The sequence below is a fragment of the Sphingobacterium sp. FBM7-1 genome (genome assembly GCF_020687765.1).
In the GTDB taxonomy this organism is placed as follows: domain Bacteria; phylum Bacteroidota; class Bacteroidia; order Sphingobacteriales; family Sphingobacteriaceae; genus Sphingobacterium.
Genome location: NZ_JAJEWJ010000003.1, coordinates 238605 through 252924, shown reverse-complemented (window position 1 = coordinate 252924; position 14320 = coordinate 238605). Strand labels below are relative to the sequence as shown.

Sequence of the window (14320 nt, the reverse complement as noted above, 5' to 3'; positions counted from 1 at the left end):
AACCCATAACAATTATTATAAAAAGACAATGTCATTTATGCAAGAGATGGATTCTTTGAACACAGTTCAACAACAGGCTATACAATTAGCTACAACGGAAGAGAACCTGAACATGATTCAGATGTTGATGAAAGGGGGATGGATCATGATTCCGATTACCTTTCTTTTGTTTCTCGCGCTGGTTATCTTTTTTGAACGGTATATCACGATTCGAAAAGCGACAAAATCGGACACGGGTTTGATGTCTCAGGTAAAAAGTAACGTCATGTCCGGTCGTCTCGATGCGGCGTTGGCGGTATGCCGGTCGAATAATTCGGCTTTGGGCCGGATGCTCCAAAAAGGTTTGTCTCGGGTAGGTAGACCGATTAAGGATATAGAAGGGGCTATCGAAAATGCAGGCAAGCTGGAGGTTTCTAAGCTGGAAAAGAATATTAATATCTTAGGTATTGTGGCGGGTATTGCACCGATGATGGGATTCGTGGGTACGATTTTCGGGGTCATCCAGATTTTTCGCGAAGTGGAATTGGCCGGTGGTATTGATATCGGTACAGTTTCTGGAGGTCTGTATGTGAAGATGATCGCGTCGGCGAGTGGTTTGACGGTCGGTATTTTGGCGTATATCGGTTACCATGTATTGAATATGATGGTAGAGAGACTGATCCTCCGTATGGAAACAGATGCGGTAGAATTTATCGATTTATTGGACGAACCGGGTGCATAATTTTTGAGGAATGAATTTAAGGAATAGACGACATAAACCTACAGCAGAGGTACACACAGCAGCGCTGAACGATATCATGTTCTTTTTGATGTTGTTCTTCTTGTTGGCTTCTGCGGTAGCGAATCCGCAGGTGGTGAAGCTGTTGTTGCCGAAATCTAGCGCTGGGGAACAGTCTGTCGCGAAAAAAACGATGACGGTTTCGATTACGGCAGACCTGTTGTATCACGTAGATAAACAGCCGGTGAGTTTGGAGCAACTGGAGCCTATCATTCAATCGAGTATTGCGAATGGCGAGGAACTGACGATTATGCTATACGCAGACAGTACAGTGCCTATCCAGAATGTCATCGCGGTGATGGATGTAGCCAATAGAAACGGCGTACGGATGGTTCTGGCAACGGAACCGAAGAGAGATTAAGATTAAACGATCGCTGCTATAAGGGGTCAAAAGGTAAATTAGATACATATGTACTACCATTCACAAGAGGAAAACAATATGCCCAAAGCAATCGGGTTATCGACTGCGGTGATGGGTTTATTGGTGTTGATCGGTTTTTTCATTGTTTTCGGAGGAGATATACCGCGGTATGGTATGGGGGGGATCATTGTTAATTATGGTACGGCCGAAGAGGGTATGGGGGAGGATTATATGAGTGTAGATGAGCCCTCAATGAGCGAAGAAGCTAACAATGTGCAGCCGGATCGAGTCGATCCCAATACGACTCCTGTTCCGACGCCATCGCAACAGGTGACGGATAAGGTGGTGGCGACACAGGATTTGGACGATGCGCCTGCGGTGCCCAAGCAAGAGAAAAAGGTGGTGGCGAACGCGGATGTAGCGACGCCGGAGAAAAAAGAATCGAAACCAGCAGTTAACCCCAATGCTTTATATAAGGGTAAGCAAAATAATGCGACCGGCAAAGGTGATGGTACGGGCACAACGGCCGGAAATCAAGGGAGTAATTTGGGAGATCCGTTGGCCAGTAATTATGGTGAAGGTGGTTCGGGGGATGGCAACATGATGCTGTCTATCGAAAATAGAAATTGGGCGGTACCGCCTAAGTTTGATGATAGGGGGCAGCGCCCGGGGCGTGTGGTGGTGTTATTTACCGTCAATAAAGAGGGCCGGATTACGTCTGCGCGCGCGGGTCGGTCGGGAACGACTTTATCGGAACCGGGTTTATGGGAAAAGATCGAACGGGCGGTAATGGCTGCGCGCTTGAACCAATTACCGAATGCGCCGGAATCTCAGCAGGGAACGCTGGTGTTTAACTTCAGAGCAAGGTAAGTTACCCATGATAAAAACGTATGATGCGGTAATCGAGTATTTGTTTGCTCGATTGCCCATGTTTACCCGTGATGGTGCAAGTGCTATCAAGAAAGATACGGATAATACGCTGCGCTTATGCCAGGAACTGGATAATCCGCAAACCAAATTTAAATCTATTCATATTGCCGGTACTAACGGGAAAGGCTCGACCTCCCATATGCTGGCTTCTATACTGGCTGCTGCCGGTTATAAAACGGGGTTATATACCTCGCCTCACCTCGTTGATTTTCGAGAACGGATCCGTATTAACGGTGAAATGATTCCGCAAGAAAATGTGATTGATTTTGTTAATGGGCATCGGGAACTAATAGAAAGCATACAGCCTTCGTTTTTTGAGGTGACGGTGGCTTTGGCGTTTGATTACTTTGCGCGGGAGCAGGTCGATGTGGCGATTATTGAAGTGGGCTTGGGCGGCCGGCTCGACAGTACAAATGTTATCCAACCGGAGTTATGTGTGATTACCAATATTGGGATGGATCATACCGATTTGTTGGGAAATACGCTGGCAGAGATTGCGGGCGAAAAGGCGGGTATTATTAAGAAAAATGTGCCTGTTGTGCTATCGGAACGGGATGAAACGATCGCGCATATTTTTGAGCGTAAGGCTTTGGAAATGGGTGCGCCGTTGCGTTTTGCTTCGACAGAATTGGCGGTGAGCACGTGTGAGCGACAGGGCGAAGGTTTGGTGTTGGGTGTATGCCGGCAAGTGGACGGGCAGGAAATAGAGCTTTACGTGGGGCTTGCTGGGGGATACCAGCAAAAGAATGTTCTGGGCGTGTTGACGGCGACGGATGAATTGCGGAAACGTGGTTGGGATATTACCGATCAACAGTTGCGGGATGGTTTGGCGCTGGTGGCGCACAATACGGGTTTGCAGGGTAGATGGCAAACGCTGTCCCGTGAGCCGTGGATCATCTGTGATACGGGGCATAACGAAGATGGTATTCGGGAGGTTATGGATAATATCCGGTCGACTGCCTACCAAGATTTGCATATCATCATCGGTGCGATGCGCGACAAAGACGTGAGCCATATGTTGCCGCAGCTTCCTAAAGATGCGGTGTATTATTTTTGCCGTCCGGATATGCCGCGAGCGATGCCGGCCGAAGAACTACTGCTGCAAGCAACGTCTTACGGTTTGCAGGGAACGGCCTTCTCTACGGTGCGGGATGCTCTGGCGGCTGCCAAGGCCAACTACCGGACGGGGGATTTAATTTTTGTAGGCGGAAGCAATTTCGTCGTTGCCGAGGTGTTGAAAAGCTACGCGTAAGGGCTTCTAGCTCTTTTCGTTTTCAGGTGGAGAGAGATCTTGCTGTGGTACGATGCGCTTACGTTTGTAATGCCTGACGATACCTTTTCCGTACTCATTACTGTAGACTTTTACCAATACGCCGATAGAGGATAGGATCAATGGGCCGAAGATAAGGCCAAGCATCCCGAACAGATTTAAACCTAATAAAACTCCAAAAACCGTAATCATCGGGGGTACATTTCCGATGGTCTTTAGGATGGTGAAGCGCAGGATATTGTCTATACCGCCGACTAGAAAGAAACAATAGAGGGTTAAGCCGATGGCGTTCCCGAGGGAGCCTGTCGCGAAGGCGATTAGGCAGATGGGAACGTAGATGGTCATGGTGCCCAAGATGGGGATGATAGAGGCTATGCCGGTGAGCAACCCGAGCAAAATATAGCTTTCGACGCCAAAAATCCAATAGCCGATCATCGCTACGATACCTTGGAAGAATCCCAAAATGGGAATGCCTAGTGCATTCGAGCGGACCATCATGTGTACTTCATCCCATATTTCTTGTTTGCTCATGCGGCTGAATGGTAGTGCACGATAAATGGTGATTTCCATCTTTTTGGCATGCACCTGCATGAAGTATAGCACGAACAGCGTGACAACGATATTGATAACGACTTCGACGACGGAATTGAGTATGCTGGGCACGTAGCGGGTCAGGTTTTGTAGGAAGGCGAGGAGGGCGGCATCGGACATATCGATATCGCGTAATAAAGGCTTGTCGGCCATGTAGGCTTTCAGCATGTTGAATTTTTCGATGATTTCGTCGCGATTGCCTAGAAAACTATTGAGCTGGGCGATCAGGTAATCGATTAAGGCCCAGAGGGGCAATACGATAAAGACGATCGATAATACGATAAAAAAGATGCTGGCCAGGGATTTTCTCCAGTGCCGAATTTCCGTGAGGTAAAAATAGAACCGACGGAATAGGATATACAGGGTGATAGCTCCCAGAAAACCGGGTAGATAATAGGAGAGATTGCTGAAAACAAGGATCGATATCAATACGATGATAATGATCAGCATAATCTGATTAATGGAATTGTTGTTGATTTGTTTGTATTTCATGATCCAACGCTATACGGTGACAAAATACGTAATTCGCCTTATTTTTTTGGCTTTTTATTTTATTCTTGTGTGAGGAGGCTTGATCTACAGGTTTTGTATTAAATGTCTTGTATTTTTAATTTCGTTGTTGTACCTTTGCAGACCTTATTGTAGCGATTACAGAAGGATAGAACATTTATTAATTATTTTATTTAAGCAAAAGCAAGTGAATACGTTAAGTTACAAAACTGTCTCTGCCAACAAAAACACCGTTAACAAGGAGTGGATTGTTGTTGACGCTGAAGGAGAGATTTTGGGGCGCTTAGCAAGCCAGATTGCGAAAGTAATCCGTGGTAAGCATAAGCCGGAGTTCACCCCACACGTAGACTGTGGAGATAACGTGATCGTTATCAATGCAGACAAAGTTAAGTTGACTGGGAACAAATTAAGCCAGAAAGTGTATACGCACTACACCGGCTACCCAGGTGGTCAACGTTTTACCTCTCCAAAAGAGTTGTTGGCGAAGCACCCTGAGCGTCTTGTTGAGAAAGCAGTTCGCGGGATGTTACCTAAAAACCGTTTAGGTCGTCAATTATTTAAAAATCTGTATGTTTATGCTGGGACAGAGCACAAACATGAGGCGCAAAAGCCAACACCAGTTAAATTTTAAGGAGAGCACATATGTCAACAACGAATACTTCAGGAAGAAGAAAAACAGCTGTTGCCCGCATTTACTTATCTGCTGGTAGCGGAAATATTACCGTAAATGGTAAAGATTTTAAAGATTATTTTCCAACATTGCCATTGCAGTACATCGTTACGCAATCTTTAGAGGTTGCAGGTGCTGCTGGAAATTTTGATGTGAAAGTTAACGTAAACGGTGGTGGTGTTAAGGGCCAAGCTGAAGCAGTACGTTTAGGTATTGCTAAAGCGTTGGTAGAACTTGACCCAGAAGTAAAACCAGCTTTACGTGCTAAAGGCTTGATGACACGTGATGACCGTATGGTTGAGCGTAAGAAACCAGGACGTCGTAAAGCACGTAGAAGATTCCAATTCAGTAAACGTTAATATAAGGAGGATCAAAAAATGGCAAGAACAACATATCAAGAACTATTGGATGCAGGTGTTCACTTTGGTCACCTTACTCGTAAGTGGGATCCGAAAATGGCAAAGTACATTTTCATGGAACGCAACGGTATCCATATTATCGACTTGAACAAAACCCTGACGAAATTAGAAGAAGCTGCTTCAGCTATCAAACAAATCGTAAAATCAGGTCGTAAAGTATTATTCGTAGCTACGAAAAAACAAGCAAAAGAAATCATCTCTGAGCAAGCGAAAGCGGTAAATATGCCTTTTGTTACAGAAAGATGGTTAGGCGGTATGCTTACAAACTTCGCAACAGTGCGTAAGTCTATCAAGAAAATGTCTAACATCGACAAAATGCAGAAAGATGGTACATTAGCGGTATTGTCTAAAAAAGAGAAGTTGATGATTCAGCGCGAGCGTATAAAATTAGAAAGCCTTTTAGGAGGTATCGCTGACTTAAACCGTTTGCCTGCTGCTTTGTTTATCATCGACGTGAAAAAAGAACATATCGCGGTTTCAGAAGCAATTAAGTTGAACATCCCTACTTTTGCAATGGTAGATACCAACTCTGATCCTTCGAATATTGATTTCCCTATCCCGGCAAATGATGACGCTACGAAATCGATTAGCTTAATCGCAAGCCTTATAGGAAAAGCTATTCAAGAAGGTTTGGACGAACGCAAACGTGATAAAGAGGAAGAGGCTGAAAAAGAAGCTGTTGCTGCTAAAGCGGCGATAGATAACGGTGAGGCTGAAGAAGCTAACGCTGGAAAACGTCCTCGTAAAGCAAAAGACGGAGAATAATATTTTTCTCCGTGTGAAAGCCGGATAAACAAGTGTTAGCCTTTATGAAGCTTTGCTTCGCGGAGTCTACATAAGTTTGTCCGGTTTTTTTATTATTTAACAAAAGTTTAATGCCTCTATTGCATATACATCGTATACTTGGGGCTGTCAAATTGTAAAATCATTAAAGAAATAAAAACATGTCAGTAAAAATTTCTGCATCAGATGTAAACAAATTGCGTCAACAAACTGGCGCTGGTATGATGGATTGTAAAAAAGCGTTAGTGGAATCAAACGGTGATTTCGAAGCAGCTATTGACTATTTGCGTAAAAAAGGCGCTAAAGTTGCTGCTAGCCGTCAGGATCGTGATTCTAACGAAGGTGTCGTTATTGCTAAAGCTACTGCGGACGGTAAATCCGGAATCGTTGTGGAAGTAAACTGTGAGACAGACTTCGTTGCAAAGAACGCAGATTTCGTAGCTTTCGCAGAAAAGATTGCTGATGTCGCTTTGCAAAATAACCCGGCTACGGTGGAAGACTTGAAAGCTTTAGAGCTTGACGGTAAGAAAATTGCTGATGCTTTAATTGAGCAGACAGGTGTTATCGGTGAGAAAATCGATGTTTCTAAATACGAAACTATTTCTGCGGAGAAAGTGGTTGCTTATATCCACGGAAATTACCGTTTAGGTGTATTGGTTGGGCTTTCTGCTGATGCGGCTACTGCGGATGAGGCAGGTAAAGACGTAGCGATGCAAATTGCGGCGATGAACCCAATTGCTATTGATAAAGACGGTGTAGACCAAGAGGTAATCGACCGTGAAATTGCGATTGCGAAAGAGCAAATCATTGCGGAGGGTAAGCCGGCTGAAATGGCAGAGAAAATTGCGCAAGGTAAATTGAATAAATTCTTCAAAGATACGACCTTGTTAAATCAAGAGTTCGTGAAAGACTCTTCGAAGAATATCGCACAATTCTTGGACTCTGTTTCCAAAGGATTAACGGTTGCAGCGTTCAAACGTGTGCAGTTAGGCGCATAGTTTTACCCCGATAAGAGGAAATAAAAGCCTGCCCGAGATGATCGGGCAGGCTTTATTTTATGCTATCCGTCAAAATTTAACCTATTTTAAGATACAAAGACTAAACTTTTACTTTTTTTTGTCATCTTTATAAGGCGGGGTTTGGTTCCGTGGATATTTAAGATAGTATAATGAAGGTAATTAAAAAAATAGCGTTTATAGGTTTGTTTATGGTTTTGGGTCTTTTCTGCATAGAGCGTGCTCGTGCGCAGGAGCAGGAAGGGGATAAACCGTATAAGCAGATGTTGGTGGAGGTAGAGGGGAAATTGCGTACGGGGGATTTTACCGGGGCGATAGCGAAGCTAGACGATATTATTGCGCAGTATCCGGATGCTGCTGAGGTTTTGTATGCGAAGGCACTTTTGTACGGACAGGCTCGGAATTACGACGAAGCGATTTCGTTGACGGAGAAAGCTTTGGGTATTGATACGGCGAATATGTTGTATCTCAATTATCTGGTGGAACTGCAAAAGAGTAAAGGGGATGTGGCTGGTGCGATTTCGGTTATTGATCGGACCATGGCTCTTTATCCCGAAAATGCGGCGCTATATCGTGAAAAGATGTTGTTGCTGCATGCTTCGAAGCAGTCGGACGAGGCTTTAAAAATATATGAGGCCGCGGTGGCTCGCTTTGGCGCTTCGGATACCTTGGATGTGATGAAGGCGGAGATGCTCGTGGATTTGGATAGGAGGAAAGAGGCGGAGGATTTATTGTTACCGCATGTGCGGAATAATGCTGGGCTTCGACAGGTGTATAGTACGTTAGGTTTCATCTACATGGAGCGAAATGCGGCGAAGCAGGCGATACAAATACTGGAGAAGGGATTAAAGAATACGAAGGACCCGTTGTTGTACTTGGATCTTGCGGATGCATATACCGCGGGGAAAAAGGGTAAACAGGCGTTTGGGGCTTTACGACATGCTTTTGAGTCAACGGATGTGAACTACATGGATAAACACCGGGTGATGTTCACCTTGTTGCGGGGGAATTCGGGTTTTGATCTGGAACAGGTTCAAGAGTTAGCGAATATACTGGTGTTGAAACATCCGCGAATTGCGGATAGTCATGTGGCAAAAGGGGATGTATTGTGGCGTAGAGGAAATTTGCAAGAAGCGAGATCGTTGTTTCTTACCGCTGTAGGTATCAACCGGGGGCATGTGGATGCGTGGCGTATGCTCATGAATGTGGAAATGGCGCTTAATGAGGTGGATCATGCGGTGAATCATGGTTTGGAAGCGTTAGAAGCAAATCCGAATAATCCCTTGTTGTTGTATTTTACGGGTTTGGCTTATATGGTGAAAGACGATACGGAGAATGCGCGAAAGTTGATGGAAACTGCATTGGATAATAGCGGGGAAGAAAATACGTATTTACAATCGCTTATCTATGCGGGTCTGGGGGATTTGTACCATAAATTGGAGCTTGCGGCAGTTTCTGATGTGGCTTATGAGGAGGCAATCAAATTGGATAGTACGAATGTAACGGCGATGAATAACTACGCGTATTATCTGGCCGAGCGAAATGAGAATTTGGAATTGGCGGAGAAGCTTTCGCGGCAGTCTAATGAATTGGAACCTGGTTCCGCCACTTTTCAAGATACGTATGCTTGGGTGCTTTTTAAGCAGGAGAATTATAAAGATGCGTTAACTTGGATAGAAAAGGCTGTGCGAGGGTCTACGCCATCGGCGGTGCTGTACGAACATTATGGGGATATTTTGTTTAAGTCCGGCAATAATAAAGAGGCGGTGAAGCAATGGGAAAAGGCACTGGCCATGAGTGACGGGAGCGATGTGAATGTGGAAACGTTAAAGTCAAAAATAGCAACGAAAAGTTATGTGGAGTAGAGCAATTTGGTGGGTTATGGTAGGTGTGTTGCTTTTTTCTTCGTGTAAAACGAAGAAAAAGATGACGATGCCTTCTTCGGATATACCGACGGAGATTAGTGCGGCCAACGCCGAGAGTATCAAGACTTTTGAGATGAATAATTTGGATTTTTATACGTTTTCGGGACGGGCAAAAACAAGAGTCGAGATGGGTAAGAGTGTGCACGATGTGACGTTGCATGTGCGTATCGAAAGGGACCGCGCTATTTGGCTATCGGTTACGGCGATATTGGGTGTAGAGGCAGCCCGTATTTTGATCACGCCGGATAGTGTTAAGATACTAAATAAATTGCAGGGGGAATACATCTCCAAACCCTTTGCTTATATTTACAATTATACGAATCGTGGAATTACATTTAATACGCTGCAAGATCTGCTGTTAGCGAATGTTTCGTCGAATTTGTTGCGGACGGATAATGTTCAGGTAGCGAGTTCAACCGATGAGTTTATTGTTGTTGGGATTAAGGAGGAACTGGCGTATCAATATCGTATTAATAAAGATAATAGGCCTTTTCAATTTAGTTTACAGGAAGTAGGGGGCAGCGATAATATGGAGGCGTTTTATGGAGACTATGTGAAAACAAATGGGTATAATTTTCCGCAAGATATTGCGTTAACTATCCTAGGAGAAGATGTTTCGCTGAAAGCGCGTTTGGGATACAATCGGGTTTCTTTTAACGAGCCGGTCGAAATGCCATTTTCTGTTCCGAGTAGATACAAAGTAATAAATTAGGGGTGTTCATCCTAAAAGCATAAAATAATCTTTATTTTTGTAGGCTATTTTTGCCGATAAAAAGAGAAAACGGTTCATGGATTTAAAAAAAATACTATTTAGTTTCTTGTTGGTTTGCAGTATTGGGGTAGGCGGTGTTTTTGCGCAAAGTAGTGCGGAATTAAAGAAGCAGCGGGAAAGGATAGATGCGGAGATCGCGGAATTGATGAAAATTGTGCGTGCCAAGACGCAGGAAAAACTGCTTTCTCAAAAGGAGGTAAACGCACTAAGCCGACAATTAAGTTTACGGGAAGATAAAATAAAAACGATCAGTTCGGAGCTGCGTCTTATTAATAATAATATTCAAAAGAATACGAAAGCGGTTAATAGTTTAAAGGCCGAACTGGAGAAGATGCGGAAGGATTATGAGAAGATGATTCTTTTTGCTTTTCGCAATAAGAACGGGTACAATAAACTGATGTTTATTTTTGCGTCGAAGGATTTCAATCAAGCTTTTAAACGGGTGAAGTATTTGCAGCAGTTTAATGATGCGCGTAAAATAAAGGCTGCGGAAATTGAGGAGACCAAGAAGGAGATTGAACTGAAAATTGCACAGCTGGAGAGGGATCGCGAGATGCAGCATAAGCTGTTGAAAGAACAGGAGGCTGAAAAAGCGATCATTGCTAAAGATCGTTCGGCGCATGCGAAGGAGCTGAGTCAGCTGAAAAAGGAAGAAACGAATTATAGAGGACAGCTGAGTAAGAAACAACAGGAGAAGAAACGGATTGATGCCATGATCCAGGCTGCGATTCGACGGGAAATTGAGGCGCAGCGTAGACTTGCAGAAGAGGCGCGCAGAAAGGCGGCGGAAGCTGAGGCTAAACGGACGGGTAAGACGGTGGAGGAAGTGGAGAAATCTACGCCTCGGAAATCAGACAGTGAGGTGCTTCGGTCTACACCGGAGGCCGCGAAGCTATCGGCTGATTTTAAATCGAATAGAGGCCGTTTGCCGTGGCCGGTATCGCAAGGAAATGTGGTGCGGAACTTTGGTTTTGAAACGGTGGAACGAAATGTCCGTATCGATAACTCGGATGTGGCGATTCGTACATCGGACAATGCGCCGGTGAAGGCGGTCTTCGAGGGGGATGTGGTGCAGGTCATCGGAAGTTTTGTGGTGATTAAGCACGGGGAATATTTTACCTCTTATTCTAACCTGAAGGCAGTTTCGGTGAGAAGGGGGCAGAAAGTAGGAAGAGGGCAACAAATCGGGACAGCTGGGGAAGATCCGGATGCTGGATATTCGATTGTGAACTTTGGGGTATTCCAGGGACAAACGGCGATGAATCCGGTCTCGTGGCTAGCAAAATAGCCAACGGAAAATAGGACTATGCGGCAGGATTTTTTAAAAATGTATTCGTGAATACAAACATTTTATCTATGTTTGTAATGCGTTGATAATGAAAGCAACGCTAAGAATTTAAAACTATGTATACATCGGGATTATTATTTATTGGGACGCAAGAGATTATTATCATAGTAGTTTTGGTCTTGTTACTTTTTGGGGGTAAAAAAATCCCTGAGTTAATGCGTGGCTTGGGCCGTGGTGTTAAGGAGTTTAAGGATGGCCAACGGGAAGATACCAACGAGAACCCTGGTAACAACAATAACACAAATAATACGAATAACCCACAGAACTAAATTAGAGGGTGAAGGAATAAGTAAGAGTTTCGCGGAGCAATCCTCTACGAAACTCTTTTAGTTTTTTAACGTGAATATACTACTTGGGGAAAGTTTACGTTAAAATAAAAACACCGAAATACCGTATGATTAAAAACCGTTTGTGGTTAATACCTTTTTTTGTATTAGAGCTACAACCCTTTGTGTCTGCACAGGACATGGATCCTGTGGAAATGGACCCCGTTCCCTTGCATTTAATTGAGGCGGCATCTAGCCAACGTCAGGTTATTATTTCTGGTTTGGATTCGCTTAAAACGTTGTCTTATTGCGACCCGTTATATACGGCGGAAGATTCCTTAGTCTTCAGTCGTATGCGCAGAATACAGCAGACTGTTCCGTTGGCGCTAAACGAAAAAATTAAAGCTTATATTGATAAATATAGCTCGCGTAATTACAATCCTTATATGAGTAAGCTACAGGGATTGGCGCAGTATTATTTTCCGATATACGAAAAGATATTGTCGGATAACCAATTACCGGTAGAGTTAAAATATTTGTCGGTTATTGAATCTTCGTTGAATCCGCATGTGGTATCCCGCGCGGGTGCCGTGGGGCTGTGGCAATTTATGTATCCTACCGCAAAAATGTATGATTTAACGATGGATGGTTACGTGGATGAACGCAAAGATCCTTATGCGGCATGCCATGCCGCGAGTCGTTATCTTCAAGAGGCGTATGATGAGTTTAATGATTGGTTGTTGGCTTTAGCCTCTTATAATTGTGGTAGAGGTGGGGTTCGACGCGCTATTCAACGCTCTGGTTTGCAAAATCCGGATTTCTGGCAACTGGCTGCTTTTTTACCGCGCGAGACGCAAGATTATGTGCCGAAATTCATCGCCATGGCCTATACTTTGCAGCATGCTGAAGCGTACGGGATATCGGCTGCACCAACGGATTTTTCGTGGGAACCCAAGCCTATAATGATAGAGAAACCGGTTGATTTAAGACAAATTGCGCTGGCGGTTGATCTACCACTAGAAACAATCGAAAAGTTTAATCCTGCCTATAAGCGCTCGGTAATAAATGCGAGTGTGGAAAGTCCAAAGCGCCTCGTCGTACCGGAGACTGCATCCTTAAATGATAGTTTGCTTTATCTGGCGTTGAATGGTCAATTGGTTCGTTCGAAGGAAATGTTGGCTGTGCTGGACGAAGGGTCTTCTGTAACTAAAGCGTCCTCGGGTAAAGGGGATCGGTTGGCTTCGGCGCCCGTGAAAGCGGGTAAACGGGCGGTGAAATATACAACGTATACCGTCCGAAAGGGAGATACTTTATCCCATATTGCCGCTCGATTTAAAGGGGCTACGGTCTCACAGATAAAAGCGGACAATAATTTACGCACTACCCGACTTAAAATAGGGCAACGGCTACGGATAAAAACGTCGTAAATTTTTACGACAGCCAGGCTGCGTCTTCTTTTTGGTCAAATTCTTCTAGTTCGACCTCTACGTGTTCTTTTAGGATTGTCGAGAGTTTAAGTCCGTAATAATCGCTGAACAAAGGGAATTGGTGATGAGACCGGTCGATGAGTACAGCTGTCCGCATTTTCTTAAGGGGCACATTCAAAAATAGTCCTAATCCGTATGCTAGGGTACGGCCACTGTTGAGTACGTCATCAATTAATATGATCACTTTGTCTTTGGCGGTTTCAACGGGAACGTCGGTTGTTGCCTCTAAGTTTCTTTTTGCTTTTGAGATGGTTACTTTAATCAGTTCGAACTGCTTCTCTGGGGCGAGCTCTTGTAAAAACTGTTGAAGTCGTTTTGCGAAAACGTAACCGCGATCTGCAACGCCTACTAATACCAATGATTTTTCTTCAAAATTATCTTCGAGAATCTGATAGGCGATGCGTATAGACTTTTGATGGATATCTTTTTTATCTAGAATAAGGGTTCGTTTATTAGACATATTGTGCTCCTTGATTATGCCCATAAAAATACAAAAAAGGTTCGGATATTGATATACCCGAACCTTTTCTAATGTTATCTTACGAGAAATTTAATGTAAGTTGTTTTCTTCGTCATCGGCGCCGGCATCCGCTAAGATGGTTTCATTTATCTCTGATGGTCTGCCGCCGTTATAGTAATAGCGTTTCCAATAGGCTTCGTTAAGATTGCTGATCATAACGCCTCTACTGGAGGCTGCATGTGCAAATTTGTCATCGCCTAGATAGATGCCAACATGGGTAATCTGTCTGCTACGAATTTTAAAGAATACAAGGTCGCCCGGTTGCAGGTCATTCTTGCGGATAGGCTTGACGTTAGCATATTGATTGCGGCTGTTGTAGCCTATGGTCGTATTGAATACATTTTCATATACAGCAAGTGAGAATTTGGAGCAATCGATACCTTTCTTGGAATCACCTCCTAAACGATAAGGGGTACCTAACCACTCGTATACGAATTGATAAAGTTTCGTGTTAGCCATCGCATTGGATGCAACGCCCATGATTTGGGAGAAATATTCTTTGGCTAGGTTATCCGGATCGGAAGAAGTGGACTTGGAAGTTTGCGCTTGTGATACCGCACATAAGGCTACGAAAAGCATGCCTGCTATCAGTTTTTTTGTATTCATTATGCTGCCTATTTCACTTGATTTTTGATACGTTTTTCGTTCTGTCTTATTTTTTCTACAGAACTGAA

Annotated in this window: 16 protein-coding genes; 13 read left to right on the top strand and 3 right to left on the bottom strand. The window is 44.1% G+C overall.

All coding sequences use genetic code 11. The features are described from left to right. Positions 1 to 28: 28 nt before the first annotated feature. The 4 genes from LKO28_RS07840 to LKO28_RS07825 are packed head-to-tail and all read left to right on the top strand — an operon-like array spanning position 29 to position 3321. Positions 29 to 721 carry a MotA/TolQ/ExbB proton channel family protein gene (locus tag LKO28_RS07840; protein WP_411028035.1) on the top strand — a complete coding sequence of 231 codons (693 nt, stop codon included), beginning with the start codon at positions 29 to 31 and terminating at the stop codon, positions 719 to 721. 10 nt (positions 722 to 731) lie between these two features. After that, positions 732 to 1139 carry an ExbD/TolR family protein gene (locus LKO28_RS07835; protein ID WP_227694271.1) on the top strand — a complete coding sequence of 136 codons (408 nt, stop codon included), beginning with the start codon at positions 732 to 734 and terminating at the stop codon, positions 1137 to 1139. A gap of 48 nt (positions 1140 to 1187) precedes the next feature. Continuing rightward, positions 1188 to 2009, top strand: coding sequence for an energy transducer TonB (locus LKO28_RS07830; RefSeq protein ID WP_227694270.1), 822 nt, complete (start codon positions 1188 to 1190; stop codon positions 2007 to 2009). A 7-nt stretch (positions 2010 to 2016) separates the two neighbouring features. After that, the gene (locus LKO28_RS07825; RefSeq protein WP_227694269.1) at positions 2017 to 3321 is read left to right on the top strand and encodes a bifunctional folylpolyglutamate synthase/dihydrofolate synthase; all 1305 of its coding nucleotides are present in this window, start codon (positions 2017 to 2019) and stop codon (positions 3319 to 3321) included. Between the two features lie 6 nt (positions 3322 to 3327). Here LKO28_RS07825 and LKO28_RS07820 read toward each other — a convergent pair whose 3' ends face one another. Further along, on the bottom strand, positions 3328 to 4422 hold the full coding sequence (locus LKO28_RS07820; RefSeq protein WP_227694268.1) for an AI-2E family transporter: 1095 nt from the start codon (positions 4420 to 4422) through the stop codon (positions 3328 to 3330). Positions 4423 to 4627: 205 nt separating this feature from the next. On the opposite strand from LKO28_RS07820, the gene rplM reads away from it, so the two are divergent. From rplM to LKO28_RS07775, 9 genes are all read left to right on the top strand, one after another. Then, the gene (gene rplM / locus LKO28_RS07815) at positions 4628 to 5071 is read left to right on the top strand and encodes a 50S ribosomal protein L13 (RefSeq protein WP_227694267.1); all 444 of its coding nucleotides are present in this window, start codon (positions 4628 to 4630) and stop codon (positions 5069 to 5071) included. A gap of 11 nt (positions 5072 to 5082) precedes the next feature. Next, complete coding sequence (gene rpsI, locus LKO28_RS07810) at positions 5083 to 5469, top strand: 30S ribosomal protein S9 (protein WP_227694266.1); 387 nt, start codon at positions 5083 to 5085, stop codon at positions 5467 to 5469. Positions 5470 to 5487: 18 nt separating this feature from the next. Further along, positions 5488 to 6294, top strand: a complete 807-nt coding sequence (gene rpsB, locus LKO28_RS07805; RefSeq protein ID WP_227694265.1) for a 30S ribosomal protein S2 — start codon at positions 5488 to 5490, stop codon at positions 6292 to 6294. 179 nt (positions 6295 to 6473) lie between these two features. After that, positions 6474 to 7310 carry a translation elongation factor Ts gene (gene tsf, locus LKO28_RS07800; protein WP_227694264.1) on the top strand — a complete coding sequence of 279 codons (837 nt, stop codon included), beginning with the start codon at positions 6474 to 6476 and terminating at the stop codon, positions 7308 to 7310. A 170-nt stretch (positions 7311 to 7480) separates the two neighbouring features. Next, complete coding sequence (locus LKO28_RS07795; RefSeq protein ID WP_227694263.1) at positions 7481 to 9193, top strand: tetratricopeptide repeat protein; 1713 nt, start codon at positions 7481 to 7483, stop codon at positions 9191 to 9193. Continuing rightward, the gene (locus LKO28_RS07790) at positions 9183 to 9965 is read left to right on the top strand and encodes a DUF4292 domain-containing protein (RefSeq protein WP_227694262.1); all 783 of its coding nucleotides are present in this window, start codon (positions 9183 to 9185) and stop codon (positions 9963 to 9965) included. Before LKO28_RS07795 ends, LKO28_RS07790 begins: the two co-directional genes overlap by 11 nt. Positions 9966 to 10041: 76 nt before the next feature. Beyond that, positions 10042 to 11313 (top strand): murein hydrolase activator EnvC family protein, encoded by a 1272-nt coding sequence (locus LKO28_RS07785; RefSeq protein ID WP_227694260.1) that lies wholly within the window; start codon positions 10042 to 10044, stop codon positions 11311 to 11313. Positions 11314 to 11429: 116 nt separating this feature from the next. Further along, positions 11430 to 11642, top strand: a complete 213-nt coding sequence (gene tatA / locus LKO28_RS07780) for a twin-arginine translocase TatA/TatE family subunit (protein ID WP_227694258.1) — start codon at positions 11430 to 11432, stop codon at positions 11640 to 11642. 125 nt (positions 11643 to 11767) lie between these two features. Beyond that, positions 11768 to 13066: a lytic transglycosylase domain-containing protein gene (locus LKO28_RS07775; protein WP_227694256.1), complete on the top strand. Its 1299-nt coding sequence runs from the start codon at positions 11768 to 11770 to the stop codon at positions 13064 to 13066. 4 nt (positions 13067 to 13070) lie between these two features. Here the strand turns inward: LKO28_RS07775 and LKO28_RS07770 are convergent, their stop codons facing one another. Both LKO28_RS07770 and LKO28_RS07765 read right to left on the bottom strand, forming a co-directional pair. Continuing rightward, on the bottom strand, positions 13071 to 13586 hold the full coding sequence (locus LKO28_RS07770) for a phosphoribosyltransferase family protein (RefSeq protein WP_227694254.1): 516 nt from the start codon (positions 13584 to 13586) through the stop codon (positions 13071 to 13073). 90 nt (positions 13587 to 13676) lie between these two features. After that, positions 13677 to 14252, bottom strand: a complete 576-nt coding sequence (locus LKO28_RS07765) for a C40 family peptidase (RefSeq protein WP_227694252.1) — start codon at positions 14250 to 14252, stop codon at positions 13677 to 13679. Positions 14253 to 14320 lie beyond the last annotated feature (68 nt).

What these genes read in the sequence shown, in the direction of transcription:
- LKO28_RS07840 (WP_411028035.1), top strand. Translation starts at nt 29, where the DNA reads ATGTCATTTATGCAAGAGATGGATTCTTTGAACACAGTTCAACAACAG.
- LKO28_RS07835 (WP_227694271.1), top strand. Translation starts at nt 732, where the DNA reads ATGAATTTAAGGAATAGACGACATAAACCTACAGCAGAGGTACACACA.
- LKO28_RS07830 (WP_227694270.1), top strand. Translation starts at nt 1,188, where the DNA reads ATGTACTACCATTCACAAGAGGAAAACAATATGCCCAAAGCAATCGGG.
- LKO28_RS07825 (WP_227694269.1), top strand. Translation starts at nt 2,017, where the DNA reads ATGATAAAAACGTATGATGCGGTAATCGAGTATTTGTTTGCTCGATTG.
- LKO28_RS07820 (WP_227694268.1), bottom strand. Translation starts at nt 4,422, where the DNA reads ATGAAATACAAACAAATCAACAACAATTCCATTAATCAGATTATGCTG.
- rpsI (WP_227694266.1), top strand. Translation starts at nt 5,083, where the DNA reads ATGTCAACAACGAATACTTCAGGAAGAAGAAAAACAGCTGTTGCCCGC.
- rpsB (WP_227694265.1), top strand. Translation starts at nt 5,488, where the DNA reads ATGGCAAGAACAACATATCAAGAACTATTGGATGCAGGTGTTCACTTT.
- tsf (WP_227694264.1), top strand. Translation starts at nt 6,474, where the DNA reads ATGTCAGTAAAAATTTCTGCATCAGATGTAAACAAATTGCGTCAACAA.
- LKO28_RS07795 (WP_227694263.1), top strand. Translation starts at nt 7,481, where the DNA reads ATGAAGGTAATTAAAAAAATAGCGTTTATAGGTTTGTTTATGGTTTTG.
- LKO28_RS07790 (WP_227694262.1), top strand. Translation starts at nt 9,183, where the DNA reads ATGTGGAGTAGAGCAATTTGGTGGGTTATGGTAGGTGTGTTGCTTTTT.
- LKO28_RS07785 (WP_227694260.1), top strand. Translation starts at nt 10,042, where the DNA reads ATGGATTTAAAAAAAATACTATTTAGTTTCTTGTTGGTTTGCAGTATT.
- tatA (WP_227694258.1), top strand. Translation starts at nt 11,430, where the DNA reads ATGTATACATCGGGATTATTATTTATTGGGACGCAAGAGATTATTATC.
- LKO28_RS07775 (WP_227694256.1), top strand. Translation starts at nt 11,768, where the DNA reads ATGATTAAAAACCGTTTGTGGTTAATACCTTTTTTTGTATTAGAGCTA.
- LKO28_RS07770 (WP_227694254.1), bottom strand. Translation starts at nt 13,586, where the DNA reads ATGTCTAATAAACGAACCCTTATTCTAGATAAAAAAGATATCCATCAA.
- LKO28_RS07765 (WP_227694252.1), bottom strand. Translation starts at nt 14,252, where the DNA reads ATGAATACAAAAAAACTGATAGCAGGCATGCTTTTCGTAGCCTTATGT.